Origin of the sequence: Methylobacterium endophyticum (genome assembly GCF_050591105.1) — a bacterium.
In the GTDB taxonomy this organism is placed as follows: domain Bacteria; phylum Pseudomonadota; class Alphaproteobacteria; order Rhizobiales; family Beijerinckiaceae; genus Methylobacterium.
This window is the reverse complement of record NZ_JBNHES010000012.1, coordinates 1-14,917: the sequence shown is the minus strand read 5'-3', so window position 1 is coordinate 14,917 and position 14,917 is coordinate 1. Positions and strand designations below refer to the sequence as shown.

Below are 14,917 nucleotides of genomic sequence, written 5' to 3'. Positions count from 1 at the left end.
AGGAACGCCAAGCAGAATCCGGGCCGCTCGGGATGAGGCGGCGGCTCAGCCCTGTCCGACCTGATCGCGCAGCCGCGACAGGCTCTCCTCCCGGCCGAGCACGGCGAGCACGTCGAAGACCGGCGGCGAGGTCGTACGGCCGGTGAGCGCGGCGCGCAACGGCTGCGCGACGAGCCCGAGCTTGAGCCCGTTCGCCTCAGCGAAGGCGCGGACGGCGCCCTCGGTGGAGGCGGCGTCCCAGGTCTCCAGCGCCTCCAATTCGGCGATGACGGCGCCGAGCCGGGCCTTCGTCTCGTCGGTCAGCAGCGCGGCCGCCTTGGCGTCGAGGGCCAGCGGGCGGGCCGCGTAGAGGTAGTAGGCGCTGTCGATGAGCTCGACGAGGGTCTTGGCCCGCTCCTTCAGGCCGGGCATCGCCGCCGTCAGCTTCTCACGCAGCGCCGGGGGCAGCGGCGCCGAGAGGCCGCGCTCGGCCCCGATGGAGGGGACGACCTGCTCGATCGCCGAGACCAGCGCGGCATCGCTGGCGCCACGGATATAGAGCCCGTTGAGGTTCTCGAGCTTGGCGAAATCGAAGCGCGCCGGCGAGCGGCCGATGGCCTTGAGATCGAAGGCCGCGACCATCTCCTCGGTGGAGAAGACCTCCTGGTCGCCGTGGCTCCAGCCCAGCCGCACCAGATAATTGCGCAGCGCCGCCGGCAGGTAGCCGAGGTCGCGATAGGCATCGACGCCGAGCGCGCCGTGGCGCTTCGACAGCTTGGCCCCGTCCGCCCCGTGGATCAGCGGGATATGCGCCATCCTGGGCACCTCCCAGCCGAGGGCTGAAAAGATCTGGCTCTGCCGGGCGGCGTTGGTGAGGTGGTCGTCGCCGCGGATCACCTGGGTGACGCCCATGTCGTGGTCGTCCACCACCACGGCGAGCATGTAGGTCGGGTTGCCGTCCGAGCGCAGCAGAACGAGGTCGTCGAGGTCGCGGTTCTGCCAGACGACGCGGCCCTGCACCGCGTCCTCCACCACGGTCTCGCCCTCGCTGGGCGCCCGCAGGCGGATCGCCGGCGCGACGCCGGCCGGTGCGTCGGAGGGGTCGCGGTCGCGCCAGCGACCGTCGTAGCGCAGCGGCCTGCCTTCGGCCCGCGCCGTCTCGCGCATCTGCGCGAGCTCGTCCGGCGTCGCGTAGCAGCGATAGGCATTGCCCGAATCGAGCAGCGCCTGCGCCACCTCGCGGTGCCGCTCGGCGCGGGCGAACTGGTAGACCACGTCCCCGTCCCAATCGAGCCCGAGCCAGGACATCCCGTCGAGGATCGCGTCGATGGCGCCCTGCGTGGAGCGCTCGCGGTCGGTGTCCTCGATGCGCAGCATCATCCGGCCGCCGTAGCGGCGGGCGTAGAGCCAGTTGAACAGGGCCGTCCGGGCGCCGCCGATATGGAGGTAGCCGGTGGGCGAGGGGGCAAAGCGCGTGACGACCGCTGACGACATCGAACCGGGCAATATTTCGTGGAAGGGCTGTGCCGGGACCGACCCATGGGACCCCCCATGCTTCGACCCGGCCCGCCGGGCGTGTAGCATGCGCGCGATGACGCGTTAACAAGTCCTCGTGCGGCCCGGCGCCGCCGCGACGGAGGCATTCGGCATGGGGGAGGGCGGCAGCGGTCGAAGCGTCGCGATCCGCCGGCCCGCCGCTCTCGGTCTGCGCTCTCCCGCTGCTATCCTGCCCGTCGCCCGGCGATGGTTCGTCGGCGGCCTCGCGCGGGAGGCCGAGCAGCGGCGGCTGTTTCCCTGGCTCGCCGTCGCCTTCGGGGCGGGCATCCTGGCCTATTTCTCCGCCACCGACGGCGAGCCGGCGCTGTGGGCGCCGCTCCTGGCGGCGGCCGGATGCGCGGCCGCCGTGCCGTTCCTCGGCGCGCGGCCCGTAGCGGCGGCGGTGGCGCTGGCCTTCGCCGCGGCCTTTCTCGGCTTCCTCGCGGGCGCCTGGCGCGTCGCGCAGGTCGCGAGCCCGATCCTCGCCCGCACCACCATCGGACCGCTCTCCGGCTTCATCGAGGCCCTCGACGAGCGGGAGCAGGGCGCGCGCCTGATCGTGCGGGTGACGGCGTTCGCCGGGCTCGCCCCGGATGCCGCGCCGACGCGGGTGCGGGTCTCCTACAAGAAGGCCCAAACGCTGCGGCCGGGCGACTTCGTCACCGCGAGCGCCCGTCTGCTACCGCCGCCCGAGCCGGCGCGGCCCGGCGGCTACGACTTCGCCCGCGACGCCTATTTTCGGGGCATCGGCGCGGTGGGATCGCTCACCGGCCGCATCGAGGTGAAGCCGCCGCCGGTCCCCGTGCCGCTTCCCTTGCGGATCGCGGCTGCGGTGGACGAGGCCCGCAACGCCCTGACCCGCCGCATCACCGATGCCAATGGCGGGCAGGCCGGCGCCGTCGCCGCCGCGCTGGTCACGGGCAAGCGCGGCCTGATCGCCCCGCAGACCAACGAGGTGCTGCGCGCGGCGGGCATCTATCACGTCGTCACACAGTTGCGGGTTGGCCGGCAATCGTCCTAGATCGCAGCCTCGAAAGCCTGGACGCGACATGCCAGACGAGCACCCCATAGGGCCTCCGCCGGAGCCGGCATGGGCCTACAGCTACATCCGCCTCAGCTCGAAACGGCAGGCGAACGTCGAGGACCGCAACGCGTCCGATCCCAGCCGCAAACCCGAGCGCGACGGCTACCGGCGGCAGGTCCAGCTGCGCGAGGACTACCTCGCCAGGAACCCGCACCTCACCCTGAACACGAGCCTCGACCTCAACGACATCGGCGTCTCGGGCTTCACAGGAGCGAACGCCGCGACGGACAGCCGGCTCGACATCTTCCAGAAGGCGGTGGCGGACGGTCGGGTGCCGAAGGGATCCTACCTCCTCGTCGAGAGCCTCGACCGCTTCAGCCGCGACGAGGTCGACATCGCCCAGCACATGCTGCTCGGCCTCATGAGGGCCGGCATCATCATCGTCTCGCTGACGGACAAGCGGATCTACCGCTCGGGCCTATCGGGCGCCGAGCAGCAGGCCTCATTCATCTTCAGCGTGATGACGCTGATGCGGGCTCACGAGGAATCCCGCATCAAGTCGGAGCGCCTCCAGGCCACATGGACGCAGAAGCGCGCAAAGATTGCGACCCGCAAGCTGACCGCCCGCGTTCCCGGTTGGCTGCGAAAGGACGGGGACGGCTTCGTCGAGGTCAAGAAGCGCGTGGAGGTGGTTCGCCGCATCATGCAGCTGCTCGCCGATGGCTTCGGCCGAGATTTCATCGCCCGGGTCCTGAACGCCGATCCCGACCCGGAGAAGCGGCCCTGGGGCCACGGGACCCAGTGGCACGGCGGCACGGTCCAGAAGATCACCGACAACAGGGCCCTGATCGGCGAGTTCCAACCGCACAAGCTGGTCTTCGAGCGGGTGAACGGAGTCCGGGTGTCGACGCGGATCCCGGTCGGTGATCCCATCCCGGACTACTTCCCCCGGGTCATCGACGAGAAGCTCTGGGACAAGGCCCGGGCCGTCGCCAACAAGAGGCGCATGGGTCGCGCCCCGAACGCGGGCGGCCGCCAGGGCACGGTCATCTCGAACCTGTTCGGGATGGTCGCGACCTGCGCCGTCTGCGGGAAGCCGATGACCTACCGCGACCGTGGCCCCCGCTCGACCCCGGTGCTCCGCTGCACGGGCGAGCGAGCCGGCACCTGCTGGAACACTTACCGCATTCCGTACCAGGACACCGAGAACGCGGTGCTGTCGTGGCTCGTGACCCTCGATCTCTCGGGCGGTGCGCGCGGCGAGATCGCGAAGCTCGACGAGGAGCTCCAGGCGAAGGTGGCCAAGTCCGCCGAGCTCAAGACCCAGGGCGAGGGGATCGTCCGGCGGTTCGGGGCGCTGAACGAATACGCCGAGGCCCCGCTGCGCGAGATCGATGCGGCTCGGGCGCGCCTCAAGCGCGAGATCGCCGACATCTCCGCCAAGCTCACGACCTTGAGGGCGCGGGGCGCACGGGACGAGCGCGTGATGGCGGTGGGGGAGACGATCCGGCTCGCCCGGAAACGGGCCGAGGCGAAGGACGACGAGGAACGCAACGCCGCCGACGAGGAGACGCATGCCATCCGGACCCGGGTCCGGCAGGTCATCCGAAACACCGTGACGTCCATGTACTGCCACGACGACGGCCACATCGACATCCTGACGGTCGATGGCGGCACGCACAGGTTCCGCGACGGGTATTGGTGGAACGAGGAGGCCCGGGGGTGGATCCCCTGGGCCGGGTCCATGTTCGGGATGGGTTACCAGGCCACCAAGGCCGAGCTCCGGCGGCGCGCCAAATGGCTCGCCGAGGCGGAGGCCAAGCGACCGCCTCGGCGGTGGGATCCCGACCGAAAAATCTGGATCCCGGACTGACCACGAGCGCGCTGGCGACCGAACAGATGGTAGTGGTAGCGATATGGCGTTCACTACCACTACCACGAAGGCTGTTCGCGAAGGTCGCTGTTAACGCCGGCGGCGTAACCTGCACCCAGCAATGGAGCTGGTGGCTGTGGTCACGAAAACCCAAGTCTACGACGCGGCCGACGAAATCAGGTCCACGGGCGCTCTCGTTGCGCAATCTTCCATCGTGGCAGTTCTTCTGAAAAGTACCGGACTGAGATTCTCGCCTCGGGACATAGGTCCGCTCCTCTTGGAGTGGAAGGCGGAGAAGAACTACGCACCCGCGCTTGAGCGCGGCGGCGTACCTCCGCCCGTCAAGGCGGCCCTGGAAAAAGCGACCGCCGCCTTATGGTCGGCGGCGCAGAAGGAAGCCCACCTGATCCATGGGGCGGATCGCGAGCGCCACGAGACGATACTTCGGGACGAGAGGGACCTGCGCGCGGAGACGCTCGCGATGGCCGACGGGCTGCAGGCACAATTAGAGACCCTGCGGACGATCGAGGCGGACCTGCGGGCCAGGGTCGCAGGCCTGGAAGTTGAGCTGACCGAGACGCGGCGGCATCTGCAAGCGGTACGCGCCGACCACTTCTGGGACCGCGTCGTGCATGACATCCACGCGCTCCTGCCGGACAAGGGCTCCATGCGCGTCGTGGAGATCGCGGATCGGCTGGGCGCCGACCTCGCCGAGGAGGCGCGTTCCCACATGGAGGAATGGTCGATCAAGACCCTTCGAAAGAAGATGGAGACACGCATCTTCCACAAACGCCTCTTCGCCCGCTCCGGAAAGGGTCTCTATAGGCGGCGTACGGACGAGGATGATCTCCCGGCGGCTAATCCACCTGCACGATCCGGCATGCACCACGCGTGAGGCGGCGGGCGCGAGGTCGACGTCCCCGTGGTTGTCCTGCCGGTCGACGGTCCTCACCTTCGACCCATGCGCAATGAGTTCGACGTCATCATCGTGGGGGGAGGCGCTGCCGGGATCGGCGCGGCGCGGCGGCTCGCAACGCACGGCAGCGCGGCGCTGCTGCTTGAGGCCGCGTCGCGCCTCGGTGGCCGGGCTTGGACGCAAGAGCTCGGCGGGTACCCGCTCGACCTAGGCTGCGAGTGGTTGCACTCGGGCGACCGCAACGCCTGGGTTGGCATCGCGGAGAAATCAGGTTTCCCGGTCGACCGGAGCGACCCGCCTTGGACCAAGGCGCACCCCGGCATCGCCCGGTGCGACGACGACGAGGCGGCGGCGCGGAAAGCGTTCAGCGATTGGGAGGAACGGCTTGGGCAGGTGGCCGAGGGCAGCGACCGGGCAAGCGACGCGCTCGATCCCGGGGGCGGGTGGAACGCCTATGTGCGAGCCATCGCGGGCTTCATGAGCGGGGTCGCGCCGGAAAACATCTCCGCCACCGACTACACGGCATACGATGCGGCCTCCACGGGTCGGAACTGGAGCCTGCCGCTCGGCTACGGGACGCTCGTCACCGCCAGCCTACCGTCAACGGTCAACTTACGGCTTTCGACCTCGGCCGAGCGGATCGAGGTGACGTCGAATGGCGTCGCCGTCTCGACGCGCGCCGGCACGGTCAACGCCAAGGCCGCGATCCTCACGGTCTCGACCGCGGTCCTGGCCGGCGATGCCATCCGTCTTCCTTCAGGAATCGACCCGTGGCGCGAGGCGGCCGCGGCCCTGCCGCTCGGTCGCAACGAGAAGGTCTTCCTGGAGATCGGGCGCGATGCCGCGTTCGAGCCGAACTCGCATGCCTATGGCAACCTGCGCGACGCGCGATCCGCCGCCTACTCGATCCGGCCCAACGGCTGGCCGGTCATCGAGGCGTTCCTCGGCGGCGAAGGGGCTCGCATCCTGGAGGAGGAAGGCCCGGCCGCGGGCTTCGCCTACGTGTCGGCCGAGCTGGCCGCCCTATTCGGGAGCGACGTGGCCTCGGCCATCCGCCCGCTCGCGGCTACGTCATGGAGCCGGATGGCGTCCATCGGCGGTGCCTACAGCTGCGCCCTGCCGGGACAGTCGCAGGCGCGGGCACGTTTGGCCCGGCCTTTCGAGGATCGGCTGTTCTTTGCGGGCGAGGCGACGCATCCCTTCGACTTCACGACCGCCCACGGGGCGTACGACAGCGGGCAACGGGCCGCCGACGAGGCCTTGGCCGCGCTTCGGGACGGACGATCCTTCGTCGGTCAGGCCAAGGTCGTCACCACCGCAGGGCGACGGGCCTAACACCGCGCTCATGCCCGGCGGATACGGACCCTCAGGCGTCAGAGATGACGCCCGCTTCGGTAACGTGATTGCGGGATCGACGCGTAGCCTGCGCACGCTCAATGGAGGCCGCCCTGCGCCGCTCCTCGCGCAGGATCTCGATGGTCGGCTGCCACCAGCCGCGGGCCCGCTCGTCGGGATCCGGCGCAGCCCGCGCCGGCCATGCCCTGACCAGTTCCGCGTGCGTGGCCCTACGGCGGGTCGCCCAGACCAGCGTGCCGGTGGCAACGCCCGGGTAAAAGCGGGTGGCGACCGCTGCATCCACGACCTCGCCGCTGACGGCCTCGAACACCACGCATCCCGCATGGGTCTGCAGCACCCGCCCGAGCGGCGGCAGCGCATCCTCAGGCACAGGGTAACGGTTGCGGCGGCCCTCGGCGGCCTCCGCCAGCCTATCGGCGTGGTCGGCAGAGGCCCTGCGGCTCGCCTCGCGCTTGCGCCGCTCCTCCGGCTCGGCCCGGCGCGCCGCATCCTCGATGGCCGGCCAGTGCCGCCGCAGGTCCTCCAACGACCGAAACGGCACCCGCCACGCCTTCGAGACGGGATCCCACCTTGCCCAGGGCACCATCCTCAGCTCGGCGACGACTGCGCGGGAATACGGCGTCCGCACCGCGATGTCGTCTGCGGCCTCCAGGTAGGGGCTTTCGATCGGCTCGAAGGCGAAGGCGTCGCGGCCCCGCTCGTCGGCATGGGCCAGGACGCCCGACCACTCGCGCCCGGACCACGCCTTGAGCCGTCGCTCCGCCCTGCTGCCCGGCACGAACCAGGCTCCCAGGTCGTCGCGCCAACGGGCGCGGGGAAACGCGGCGCGGAACCGTTCCACGGTCATCCGATCGTACGGGAAGGCCGCCGTCGCTCCGGGCGCGCCGTCGCCGACTTCCCGCTGCGTCGCGCTGAATTGCTCCGTCCCTGCGGCAGACGGCGGATCCGTGGGGCCGCTCATCCAAGCCGCCCCACGGCATCGGACAGCTTTCGCCGAAGCTCCTCGCGGGCCTCGTCGCTCTTGTCGAGGTTCAGTCCCATGCCGCGAAGCACGTCCTCGGTCTTGGTGAACTGGACGTCGCGGTAGGCGACGATTTCCAGGTGGTTGCCCCAGGGGTCGCGAAAGTTGAAGGGGCGGTCCAGGATCGTGGCACCGGCCGCCTCGGCGAGCGCCATGACGTTCGCGCGGTCGTCGACGACGAGCCCGAAGTGCCGGTCGTCGTCGCGCGGCTGCTCGCGCCCGGCGATCAGGGCGATGAACTGGTCTCCCATGTCGAGGAAGGCCATGACCGTTCGGCCCGCATCGTCCTCGTGGGTGCCCCGGAGCTCGAAGGAGAAGACGGCGCGGTAGAAGCGCAGGGCGTCCTCGATGTCGCCGACCTCCAGGGCGATGTGGTTCAGGCCGACGAGACGGGGCTTGAGCATCGGATGCTCCACGATTCCGTTCAGGCGGCCAGGAGATCCTCGACGATCCGCACGACCTCCTCGCCGCGATAGGGCTTCGACAGGTAGCGGGCATCGCGCGCCATGTCGCCCGGGCCCGGGGAGGCGCGACCGGACACGACCACGATGGCGCAGTCGGGGCATAGCTCCCGCACGCGGCGCGCCAGCGCGAACCCGTCCGGATCCCCCGGCATCTGCACGTCCGTCATCACGGCGCCGATGTCGGGCCGCTCGGCCAGGAGCGCCAGGGCCTTGGCGCCGTTCGCGGCCTCAAGCACCTCGAAGCCGGCATCGGCGAAATGGTCGGCGGCCAGCATGCGCAGCAGCGCCTCGTCGTCCACCACCAGGATCACCGGGATCGCCACCGCGCTTCCTCTCCGTGTCGGACCAGCTCAACCCCGGCCGCGGCCGAATGATCCGTCGATCCAAGGGCATGCGTCCTGGCGGAGACGCCTAAGCCGAAGTACAAACGTGGCCGGACGGCCCGGAGGTGCGGAAGAGCGCGGTGAAGGAAGGCTTGGCGGACGACGCGGCGCTGGTCGCCGGCCTGGAGGCGGTGCCGGGCGTCCTGGAGGTCGTTCGGGCTGCGACCGGCATGCGCTTCGCCGCGGTCGCGCGCGTCACGGCGGACCGCTGGATGGCCTGTGCCGTCCAGGATGGCATCGGCCTAGGCATCGAGGCGGGCGGCGAGCTCCCCGTCGACACCACGATCTGCCGCGAGGTCAGGCAGGCGGTGGGGCCGGTCGTGATCTCGGACGCGCAGGCCGACCCCGTCTACCGCAGCCACCCGACGCCTTCGATGTACGGCTTCCGCAGCTACGTCTCGACCCCGGTGGTCCTGCCGGACGGCTCGTTCTTCGGCGTGCTGTGCGCGCTCGATCCCGAGCCGCGCGACCTCTCGGCGTCGTGGCTGCTGCGCATGTTCCGGCTGCATGCCGACCTGATCGCCTTCCAGATCGACGCCCACCGCCGGCTCGCCGCGGGCGCCGTCGACCTGGCGGAGAGCCGGCGGGATCTCGCGACGAGCCGGGCGAGCCACGCGTCGAGCCAGGCCGACCTCGCGACGAGCCGCGCGGACTTCGCCACGAGCCAGGCCGACCTGGCCACGGCCCGCACGGATCTGCGGACCAGCGCGACCTCGCTCGCGGACGAACGTGAGAGCGCCGATCTTCGCGAGCAGTTCATCGCCGTCCTCGGGCACGACCTGAGGAATCCGCTCGCCTCGATCGACGCCGGCGCGAAGCTCCTCGCCAAGGAGAACCTGTCGGAGCGCGGGCGCGGCATCCTGGACCTCGTCGGCAAGAGCGTCGGCCGCATGGCCGGCCTGATCGACGACGTGCTCGACTTCGCCCGCGGCCGGCTCGGCGGCGGGATCGCCATCGACAGAACCGACAGGGTCCCGCTCGCCCCGATGCTCCGGCAGGTCGTCGCCGAGCTCGCGGCCGGCCATCCCGACCGCCGCATCGAGGTCGAGCTCGACGGGATCGGCGACTGTCGCTGCGACCCGGCCCGGATCGGGCAGCTCCTGTCCAACCTCGTCGCCAACGCCCTGACCCATGGGGCACAGGATGCGCCGGTCAGCGTCCGGGGCGAGATGATCGACGGCGTCCTCGAACTGTCCGTCACCAACGCGGGCAAGGCGATCCCGCCGGAGGCGATGGCGAACCTGTTCCAGCCCTTCGTGCGCGCGTCGAGCCGGCCGAGCCAGCAGGGCCTGGGCCTCGGGCTCTACATCGCCTCCGAGATCGCCCGGGCGCATGGCGGCACGCTGACGGCCACCTCCGGGCCAGAGGCGACGACCTTCGCCTTCGTGATGCCGGCCTGAGGCCCTACGCGCCGCGCCGGGGCACGAGCTCGATCACGTTCTCCGCGGTGGCCGGGGCGGCCTGCGCCGAGACACCGAGCGCCGCCGCCACCTGGACGGCGAGCTGGTCGCGCCTGAACGGCTTGGAGATGAGCCGCACGCCGTCGTCGAGCCTCCCGTGGTGGACGATGGAGTTCTCGGTGTAGCCCGACATGTAGACGACCTTCACCTCTGGGCGCAGCGCCAAGATCCGCTCCGAGAGCTCCCGGCCTCGGACCTTCCCGGGCAGGATCACGTCGGTCAGCAGGAGGTCGATGACGCCGGCGTTGGCCCCGAAGACGCGCAGGCCCTCCTCGCCGTCCGCTGCCTCCAGCACCCGGTAACCGAGGTCGGACAGGATCGCGCAGGCGATCTCGCGCACCGCGGCCTCGTCCTCGACGACGAGGATCGTGGCCGATCCGCGCGGCAGCTCGGCCGGCGTACCTGTGCGGACTGGCGCGGCGGCGGCCCCGATCGCACGCGGCAGGTAGAGCTTCACGGTCGTGCCCTCGCCGGGCTCCGAGTAGATCTTCACGTGCCCGCCGGACTGCTTCACGAACCCGAACACCATCGCCAGCCCGAGGCCGGTGCCCTTGCCGTCGGGCTTGGTCGTGAAGAACGGCTCGAAGACGCGGGCCATGACCTCGCGGGTCATGCCGTGGCCGGTGTCGGAGACCGCGACCATCGTGTAGTCGCCGGGCGTCACCTCGGCGTGGTGCCGGGCGTATTCGTGGTCGAGCACCTTGTTGCCGAGCTCGATGGTGAGGCGCCCCCCGCCGGGCATCGCGTCCCTCGCGTTCAGCGCGAGGTTGAGTACGGCGCTCTCCAGCTGGGCCGGATCGGCCATCGCGGGCCACAGACCGGCGCTTTCGACGTAGCGCACCTCGATGTGCTCGCCGAGGGTCCGCCGCAGCAGCGGCACGAGATCCGGCATGGTCGCGGCGAGGTCGATGGCGGCCGGCGCCAGGGGCTGCTTGCGCGCGAAGGCGAGGAGCTGCCCGGTCAGGGTCGCGCCGCGCTGGGCCGCCCATGCGGCGCGCTCGATGCGCTGCTGCATCCTGTCGTCGCCGGCGAGCTTGGCTCGCACGAATTCCAGGTTCCCGAGGATGACCTGCAGGAGGTTGTTGAAGTCGTGGGCGATGCCGCCGGTCAGCTGCCCGATGGCCTGCATCTTCTGCGCCTCGCGCAGCACGCCCTCGGCTTGTGCCCGCTTCGTCATATCCGACACGGTCAGGACGAACCCGCCGTCCGGCATCGGCGTGCGGCGCAGTTCGAGATGATGCTCGTCGCCGCGCACCCGCTCGTAGACGACGATGCCGCGCGGGTCGCCGCCGGCGGCACGGATCTGGTCCTCGCGCTCCAGCGCCGGGCGACCCGCCTCGGCGGTGTGCTCGACGAAGGCGGAATAGGCCGTGCCGGGGCGAACCATGGCCTTGGGCAGGTCGAGCAGCACCTGGAAGCACTCGTTCCAGTTCGTGAGCCTGCGGTCCGGGCCGAAGACGGCGACGCCCTGGCTGAGGCTGTCGAGGGAGGTGCGCAGCCGCAGGGCGAGCGCGCGCTGCTCGGCCTCGACGCGGTAGGACCTCGACCAAGCCTGGTTCAGGAGCCTCGCCGCCCACAGCAGGGTCAGGATGGCGAGGAGCGAGCCGCCGACGACCATCCAGCGGACCCAGCCGGCCCGCGCGTCGTTCTGGACGAGCCTTTCCGCCAGGAGCGCCTGCTCGTCGGCCTGCAGCGCCGACAGCGTCCGCTCGGCATCCACCATGAAGTCGCGGCCGGCGTCGGTGTCGACGATGCGCTTGGCCGCGTCGAATCCGCCGTCGCGGCGCGCCTGCACGGTCTGGGCGAGCTCCTCCAGCTTGTGCTGGATGACCGGCGCGAGCTCGCGCAGGCGGCTTTGCTGGGCCGGATTGTCGGCGGTGAGCTTCTGCAACTCGCCCTGGAGCACGCCCAGGCGGTCGCGCGCGGCGTCGTACGGGGCGAGGTACTCCTGCTTGCCGGTCAGGACGTAGCCGCGCTGGCCGCGCTCGGCGTCTCGCAGGGCGATCGCGAGATCCTTCGACGCGAGGAGGACGTCGTAGCTGTGCTGCGAGGCCTCGCGCGCCTGGCGGGACGCGTTCAGCCTCTCCCAGGTCGCCGCCCCGACGAGGGTGAGGATGCCGAGGAGAACGCCGAAGACGAGCAGGTTGGCGCGCTTGACGAGGTACTGGGTCATGGGGTCCGGGCCAGGCTGCACCATGCCGGGACGCCAGCGAGAGACGCGCGCGCTTGCGGTGGGTGATGTCCTGTCCATGCCTATCGATTCCGGCGGGAACGAGGAAGCGTCGCGACGTCGCTCCCTCGGCCTCCTCGTGAACATCTTCGGCGACGAGGTCCGATACGAAGGCTCTCGACATCCCACCCATTCCGATGCGGAATGCATGGATGGATCGGATCGACGCGCTCAATATCTTCGTCCGCGTCGTCGAGGGCGGCAGCTTCTCCCGGGCCGCGCGCGAGGCCGGCATCGGACAGCCAGCCGTGAGCAAGGCCGTGGCGGCCCTGGAAGCGCGGCTTGGCGTGCAGTTGCTCACCCGCACCTCGCGGAGGCTGAGCGTCACCCCGGCCGGACAGGACTATTACGATGCTACCCGGCAGCTCCTCGACGGGTTCGCCGCGGCCGAGGAGCAGGTTGCCGTTGGCCGGGCCGCCGCCTTGGGCACCGTCCGTGTCACATCATCCCCGGCCCTGGACCGGCTGTTCGTCATCCCGAGGCTGCCTGAGTTCAGGGCGGCGCATCCGGAGGTCTCGATCGAGATGGAGGTCTCCGGCGGCCGCGTCGACTTGATCGAGGCGGGCGTCGACGTCGCGATCCGCATCGGGCGGCTACCCGGATCCGCCCTTACGGCGAGGCGCATCGGCACGATGCGGATGATGACGGTGGCATCCGCGGATTACGTACGCCGCCGCGGCCGTCCTAAGACGCCCGCCGAACTCGCCGGGCACGACGGCATCGCCTACGTCTTCCATGGGGAGACCATGGGTTGGGGCTTCGCGGCGCCCGAGGGTCCGCTCACAGTACATCCTGCCGGCTTCTTCCGTTCGAATGACGCGGAGCACATGCGCGCCGCCGTGCTGGCGGGACTGGGCGTCGCCCACACGGCGAGCTGGCTGTTCTCGGACCTGCTCGCCTCGGGCGAGGTCGTGCCGCTGCTGCGCGATTACGTCCCCGAGCCGTTCCCGATCCACGCCGTCACGGCGCAGGGCCGGCGCGTGCCGTCGAGGGTCCGGCTCTACGTCGACTTCCTCGCCCGCATCTTCGCCGCCGAGCCCGAACTCAGGATCGAGTGAGATCGGGCCGTCCATTCCCTCGCGGAATTGATGGAATTCCACGACCGCCTCTCATCCGACCGGCGACTCCCGGCTACCTGTCCGCTCGGAAGCGGTTTGGCGCCCCTGCCATGTCGCATCGGTACGAGTGAGACGGCTTATGACGATCAAAATTTACGGCGATCCGGGTTCGGGCAGCCTTCGACGCGTGACGACGGCGGCGCGCCTGATGGGCGTCGGGATCGAGCGGGTGAACGTCGACCTGTTCAAGGGCGAGAGCCACACGCCGGAGTTCCTACGGCTGAACCCGCACGGCCTGACCCCGGTCATGGTGGACGGCGACGTGGTCCTCTACGAGGCCTCGGCGATCAACCTCTACCTCGCCGAGAAGGCCGGTTCCGACCTTCCCGGGCGGACCCCGCGCGAGCGGTACGAGGTGCTGCAGTGGATGTTCTGGTCGGGCGAGCAGTGGCGGGTCTTCTCGACCCTGACGTTCGACGAGAGGATCGTGAACCGCCTGCTCGGCAAGCCCGAGGACGCCGGCGTTGTCGCCCTCGCGGCGCGGAAGATCCGGGAGGCCGCGGCCGTGCTCGACGCCCGTCTGGCCGATCGCCCGTTCATCGTCGGCGACCGCCTGACCCTGGCCGATCTCGACATCGCGGCGCCGTTCTCCCAGTCGGAGCGCACCGGGGTGCCGTTCGGGGAGTTCCCGAACCTGGTCGCCTGGCAGCGACGTCTATTGGAGACGGTCCCGGCTTGGGCCGACACCAAGAAGGAGGTCGACCTACGGATCGATGGCGTGCTTGCCGCAGCCGGCCTCTCATCTTGAGCGAGCATGCGAGACGTCGATGGCGGCCGTTGGGACGAGCCCTGATTATCGGGTCGCGCCGGCAGAGGTCGGCGGTTCGAAGCAGAACCGGGCGTTTCAGGGCATGCTCGACGTCCGCTCGACCAGGTCGCGAACATAGGCGTCGATGGTGACGGCGCCCCGCCATGGGCGAAGCGGCTGCTCGAAGCCCTCGTCGATGCCGGCCGCCGTCATCCGCGCGTAGGACCTAGCCGCGGCCTCGGAGAAGCCGAGGCCGCGGAAGGCCGGCTCAAGGCCGTCCCGCGGCGTGACGACCGGCGCCACGTCGTGTCCGAGCGCCTGGCCGAACGCGACGGCGGCCTCGACGCTGGAGTAACGCTCGGGCCCCTCGGCGTAGGTCGGCCGGTCGGTCCCGCCTTCGCCCACGAGCAGGTCGGCCGCGAGGCGCCCGATGTCGGCGGGGGCGACCATCGGGATCCGGAGCTCCGCCGGATACATCGTCGGCAACTCGCCGCGCTCGCGCGCCGGTCCGAGCGCGGCGTCCCAGTTGCTCATGAGGTAGGCGCAGCGGATGACCGCCGCCGGGATGGCCTGCGCGCGTAGGCCGGTCTCCAGGCCGTAGAGGACGGAGAGATCACCGATGCCCTCGCCGGGGCGGCCGCCGTAGGTCGACTGCGCCACGACCCGCTCCAACCCCGAGCCGTCGAGTGTGATTAGGCGTGGAATAAGGACCCCGTTTTTGGGGTAATCGGCGTCCAAACGGGACCCCAGGACAAGTCATCCACACTGCCTTCCGGCTCGAACGGGAGGCTTGCGCGGGATGTTGGTCG

At 70.5% G+C, this 14,917-nt stretch carries 12 protein-coding genes and 1 pseudogene; 7 read left to right on the top strand and 6 right to left on the bottom strand.

What is annotated here, in order from left to right; genetic code table 11:
- Nucleotides 1–45 precede the first annotated feature (45 nt).
- Nucleotides 46–1,473, bottom strand: a complete 1,428-nt coding sequence (gltX, locus tag ACP56T_RS14020; RefSeq protein ID WP_430912744.1) for a glutamate--tRNA ligase — start codon at nucleotides 1,471–1,473, stop codon at nucleotides 46–48.
- A 154-nt stretch (nucleotides 1,474–1,627) separates the two neighbouring features.
- Here gltX and ACP56T_RS14015 point away from each other — a divergent pair.
- The 4 genes and pseudogenes from ACP56T_RS14015 to ACP56T_RS14000 form a co-directional block, all read left to right on the top strand.
- Nucleotides 1,628–2,506: pseudogene (locus ACP56T_RS14015) on the top strand (DUF4131 domain-containing protein); the annotation flags it as partial.
- A 58-nt stretch (nucleotides 2,507–2,564) separates the two neighbouring features.
- Nucleotides 2,565–4,412, top strand: coding sequence for a recombinase family protein (locus tag ACP56T_RS14010; RefSeq protein WP_430912743.1), 1,848 nt, complete (start codon nucleotides 2,565–2,567; stop codon nucleotides 4,410–4,412).
- 130 nt (nucleotides 4,413–4,542) lie between these two features.
- Entirely contained in the window at nucleotides 4,543–5,307 is a 765-nt protein-coding gene (locus ACP56T_RS14005; RefSeq protein WP_430912742.1) for a DNA-binding protein, read from the top strand.
- A 66-nt stretch (nucleotides 5,308–5,373) separates the two neighbouring features.
- On the top strand, nucleotides 5,374–6,663 hold the full coding sequence (locus ACP56T_RS14000; protein WP_430912741.1) for a flavin monoamine oxidase family protein: 1,290 nt from the start codon (nucleotides 5,374–5,376) through the stop codon (nucleotides 6,661–6,663).
- Nucleotides 6,664–6,694: 31 nt separating this feature from the next.
- Here ACP56T_RS14000 and ACP56T_RS13995 read toward each other — a convergent pair whose 3' ends face one another.
- The 3 genes from ACP56T_RS13995 to ACP56T_RS13985 are packed head-to-tail and all read right to left on the bottom strand — an operon-like array spanning nucleotide 6,695 to nucleotide 8,492.
- Nucleotides 6,695–7,645 (bottom strand): hypothetical protein, encoded by a 951-nt coding sequence (locus ACP56T_RS13995; protein ID WP_430912740.1) that lies wholly within the window; start codon nucleotides 7,643–7,645, stop codon nucleotides 6,695–6,697.
- Nucleotides 7,642–8,109 carry a VOC family protein gene (locus ACP56T_RS13990; protein WP_430912739.1) on the bottom strand — a complete coding sequence of 156 codons (468 nt, stop codon included), beginning with the start codon at nucleotides 8,107–8,109 and terminating at the stop codon, nucleotides 7,642–7,644. Before ACP56T_RS13990 ends, ACP56T_RS13995 begins: the two co-directional genes overlap by 4 nt.
- Nucleotides 8,110–8,129: 20 nt before the next feature.
- The gene (locus ACP56T_RS13985; RefSeq protein ID WP_430912738.1) at nucleotides 8,130–8,492 is read right to left on the bottom strand and encodes a response regulator; all 363 of its coding nucleotides are present in this window, start codon (nucleotides 8,490–8,492) and stop codon (nucleotides 8,130–8,132) included.
- Nucleotides 8,493–8,617: 125 nt separating this feature from the next.
- On the opposite strand from ACP56T_RS13985, the gene ACP56T_RS13980 reads away from it, so the two are divergent.
- Complete coding sequence (locus tag ACP56T_RS13980; RefSeq protein ID WP_430912737.1) at nucleotides 8,618–9,952, top strand: GAF domain-containing sensor histidine kinase; 1,335 nt, start codon at nucleotides 8,618–8,620, stop codon at nucleotides 9,950–9,952.
- A 4-nt stretch (nucleotides 9,953–9,956) separates the two neighbouring features.
- On the opposite strand, the gene ACP56T_RS13975 is transcribed toward ACP56T_RS13980, so the two are convergent.
- On the bottom strand, nucleotides 9,957–12,185 hold the full coding sequence (locus tag ACP56T_RS13975) for a CHASE3 domain-containing protein (protein ID WP_430912736.1): 2,229 nt from the start codon (nucleotides 12,183–12,185) through the stop codon (nucleotides 9,957–9,959).
- Between the two features lie 209 nt (nucleotides 12,186–12,394).
- Between ACP56T_RS13975 and ACP56T_RS13970 the strand changes: the two genes are divergently transcribed.
- Both ACP56T_RS13970 and ACP56T_RS13965 read left to right on the top strand, forming a co-directional pair.
- Nucleotides 12,395–13,300, top strand: coding sequence for a LysR family transcriptional regulator (locus ACP56T_RS13970; protein WP_430912735.1), 906 nt, complete (start codon nucleotides 12,395–12,397; stop codon nucleotides 13,298–13,300).
- Between the two features lie 139 nt (nucleotides 13,301–13,439).
- Entirely contained in the window at nucleotides 13,440–14,108 is a 669-nt protein-coding gene (locus ACP56T_RS13965; RefSeq protein ID WP_430912734.1) for a glutathione S-transferase family protein, read from the top strand.
- 96 nt (nucleotides 14,109–14,204) lie between these two features.
- Here the strand turns inward: ACP56T_RS13965 and ACP56T_RS13960 are convergent, their stop codons facing one another.
- On the bottom strand, nucleotides 14,205–14,768 hold the full coding sequence (locus ACP56T_RS13960) for a Rossmann-fold NAD(P)-binding domain-containing protein (protein WP_430912733.1): 564 nt from the start codon (nucleotides 14,766–14,768) through the stop codon (nucleotides 14,205–14,207).
- Nucleotides 14,769–14,917: the final 149 nt, after the last annotated feature.

Bases quoted from the DNA above. Each gene is read 5' to 3' on its own strand.
- ACP56T_RS14010 (WP_430912743.1), top strand. From the start codon at position 2,565: ATGCCAGACGAGCACCCCATAGGGCCTCCGCCGGAGCCGGCATGGGCC.
- ACP56T_RS14000 (WP_430912741.1), top strand. From the start codon at position 5,374: ATGCGCAATGAGTTCGACGTCATCATCGTGGGGGGAGGCGCTGCCGGG.
- ACP56T_RS13970 (WP_430912735.1), top strand. From the start codon at position 12,395: ATGGATCGGATCGACGCGCTCAATATCTTCGTCCGCGTCGTCGAGGGC.
- ACP56T_RS13995 (WP_430912740.1), bottom strand. From the start codon at position 7,645: ATGAGCGGCCCCACGGATCCGCCGTCTGCCGCAGGGACGGAGCAATTC.
- ACP56T_RS13975 (WP_430912736.1), bottom strand. From the start codon at position 12,185: ATGACCCAGTACCTCGTCAAGCGCGCCAACCTGCTCGTCTTCGGCGTT.
- ACP56T_RS13990 (WP_430912739.1), bottom strand. From the start codon at position 8,109: ATGCTCAAGCCCCGTCTCGTCGGCCTGAACCACATCGCCCTGGAGGTC.
- gltX (WP_430912744.1), bottom strand. From the start codon at position 1,473: ATGTCGTCAGCGGTCGTCACGCGCTTTGCCCCCTCGCCCACCGGCTAC.
- ACP56T_RS13965 (WP_430912734.1), top strand. From the start codon at position 13,440: ATGACGATCAAAATTTACGGCGATCCGGGTTCGGGCAGCCTTCGACGC.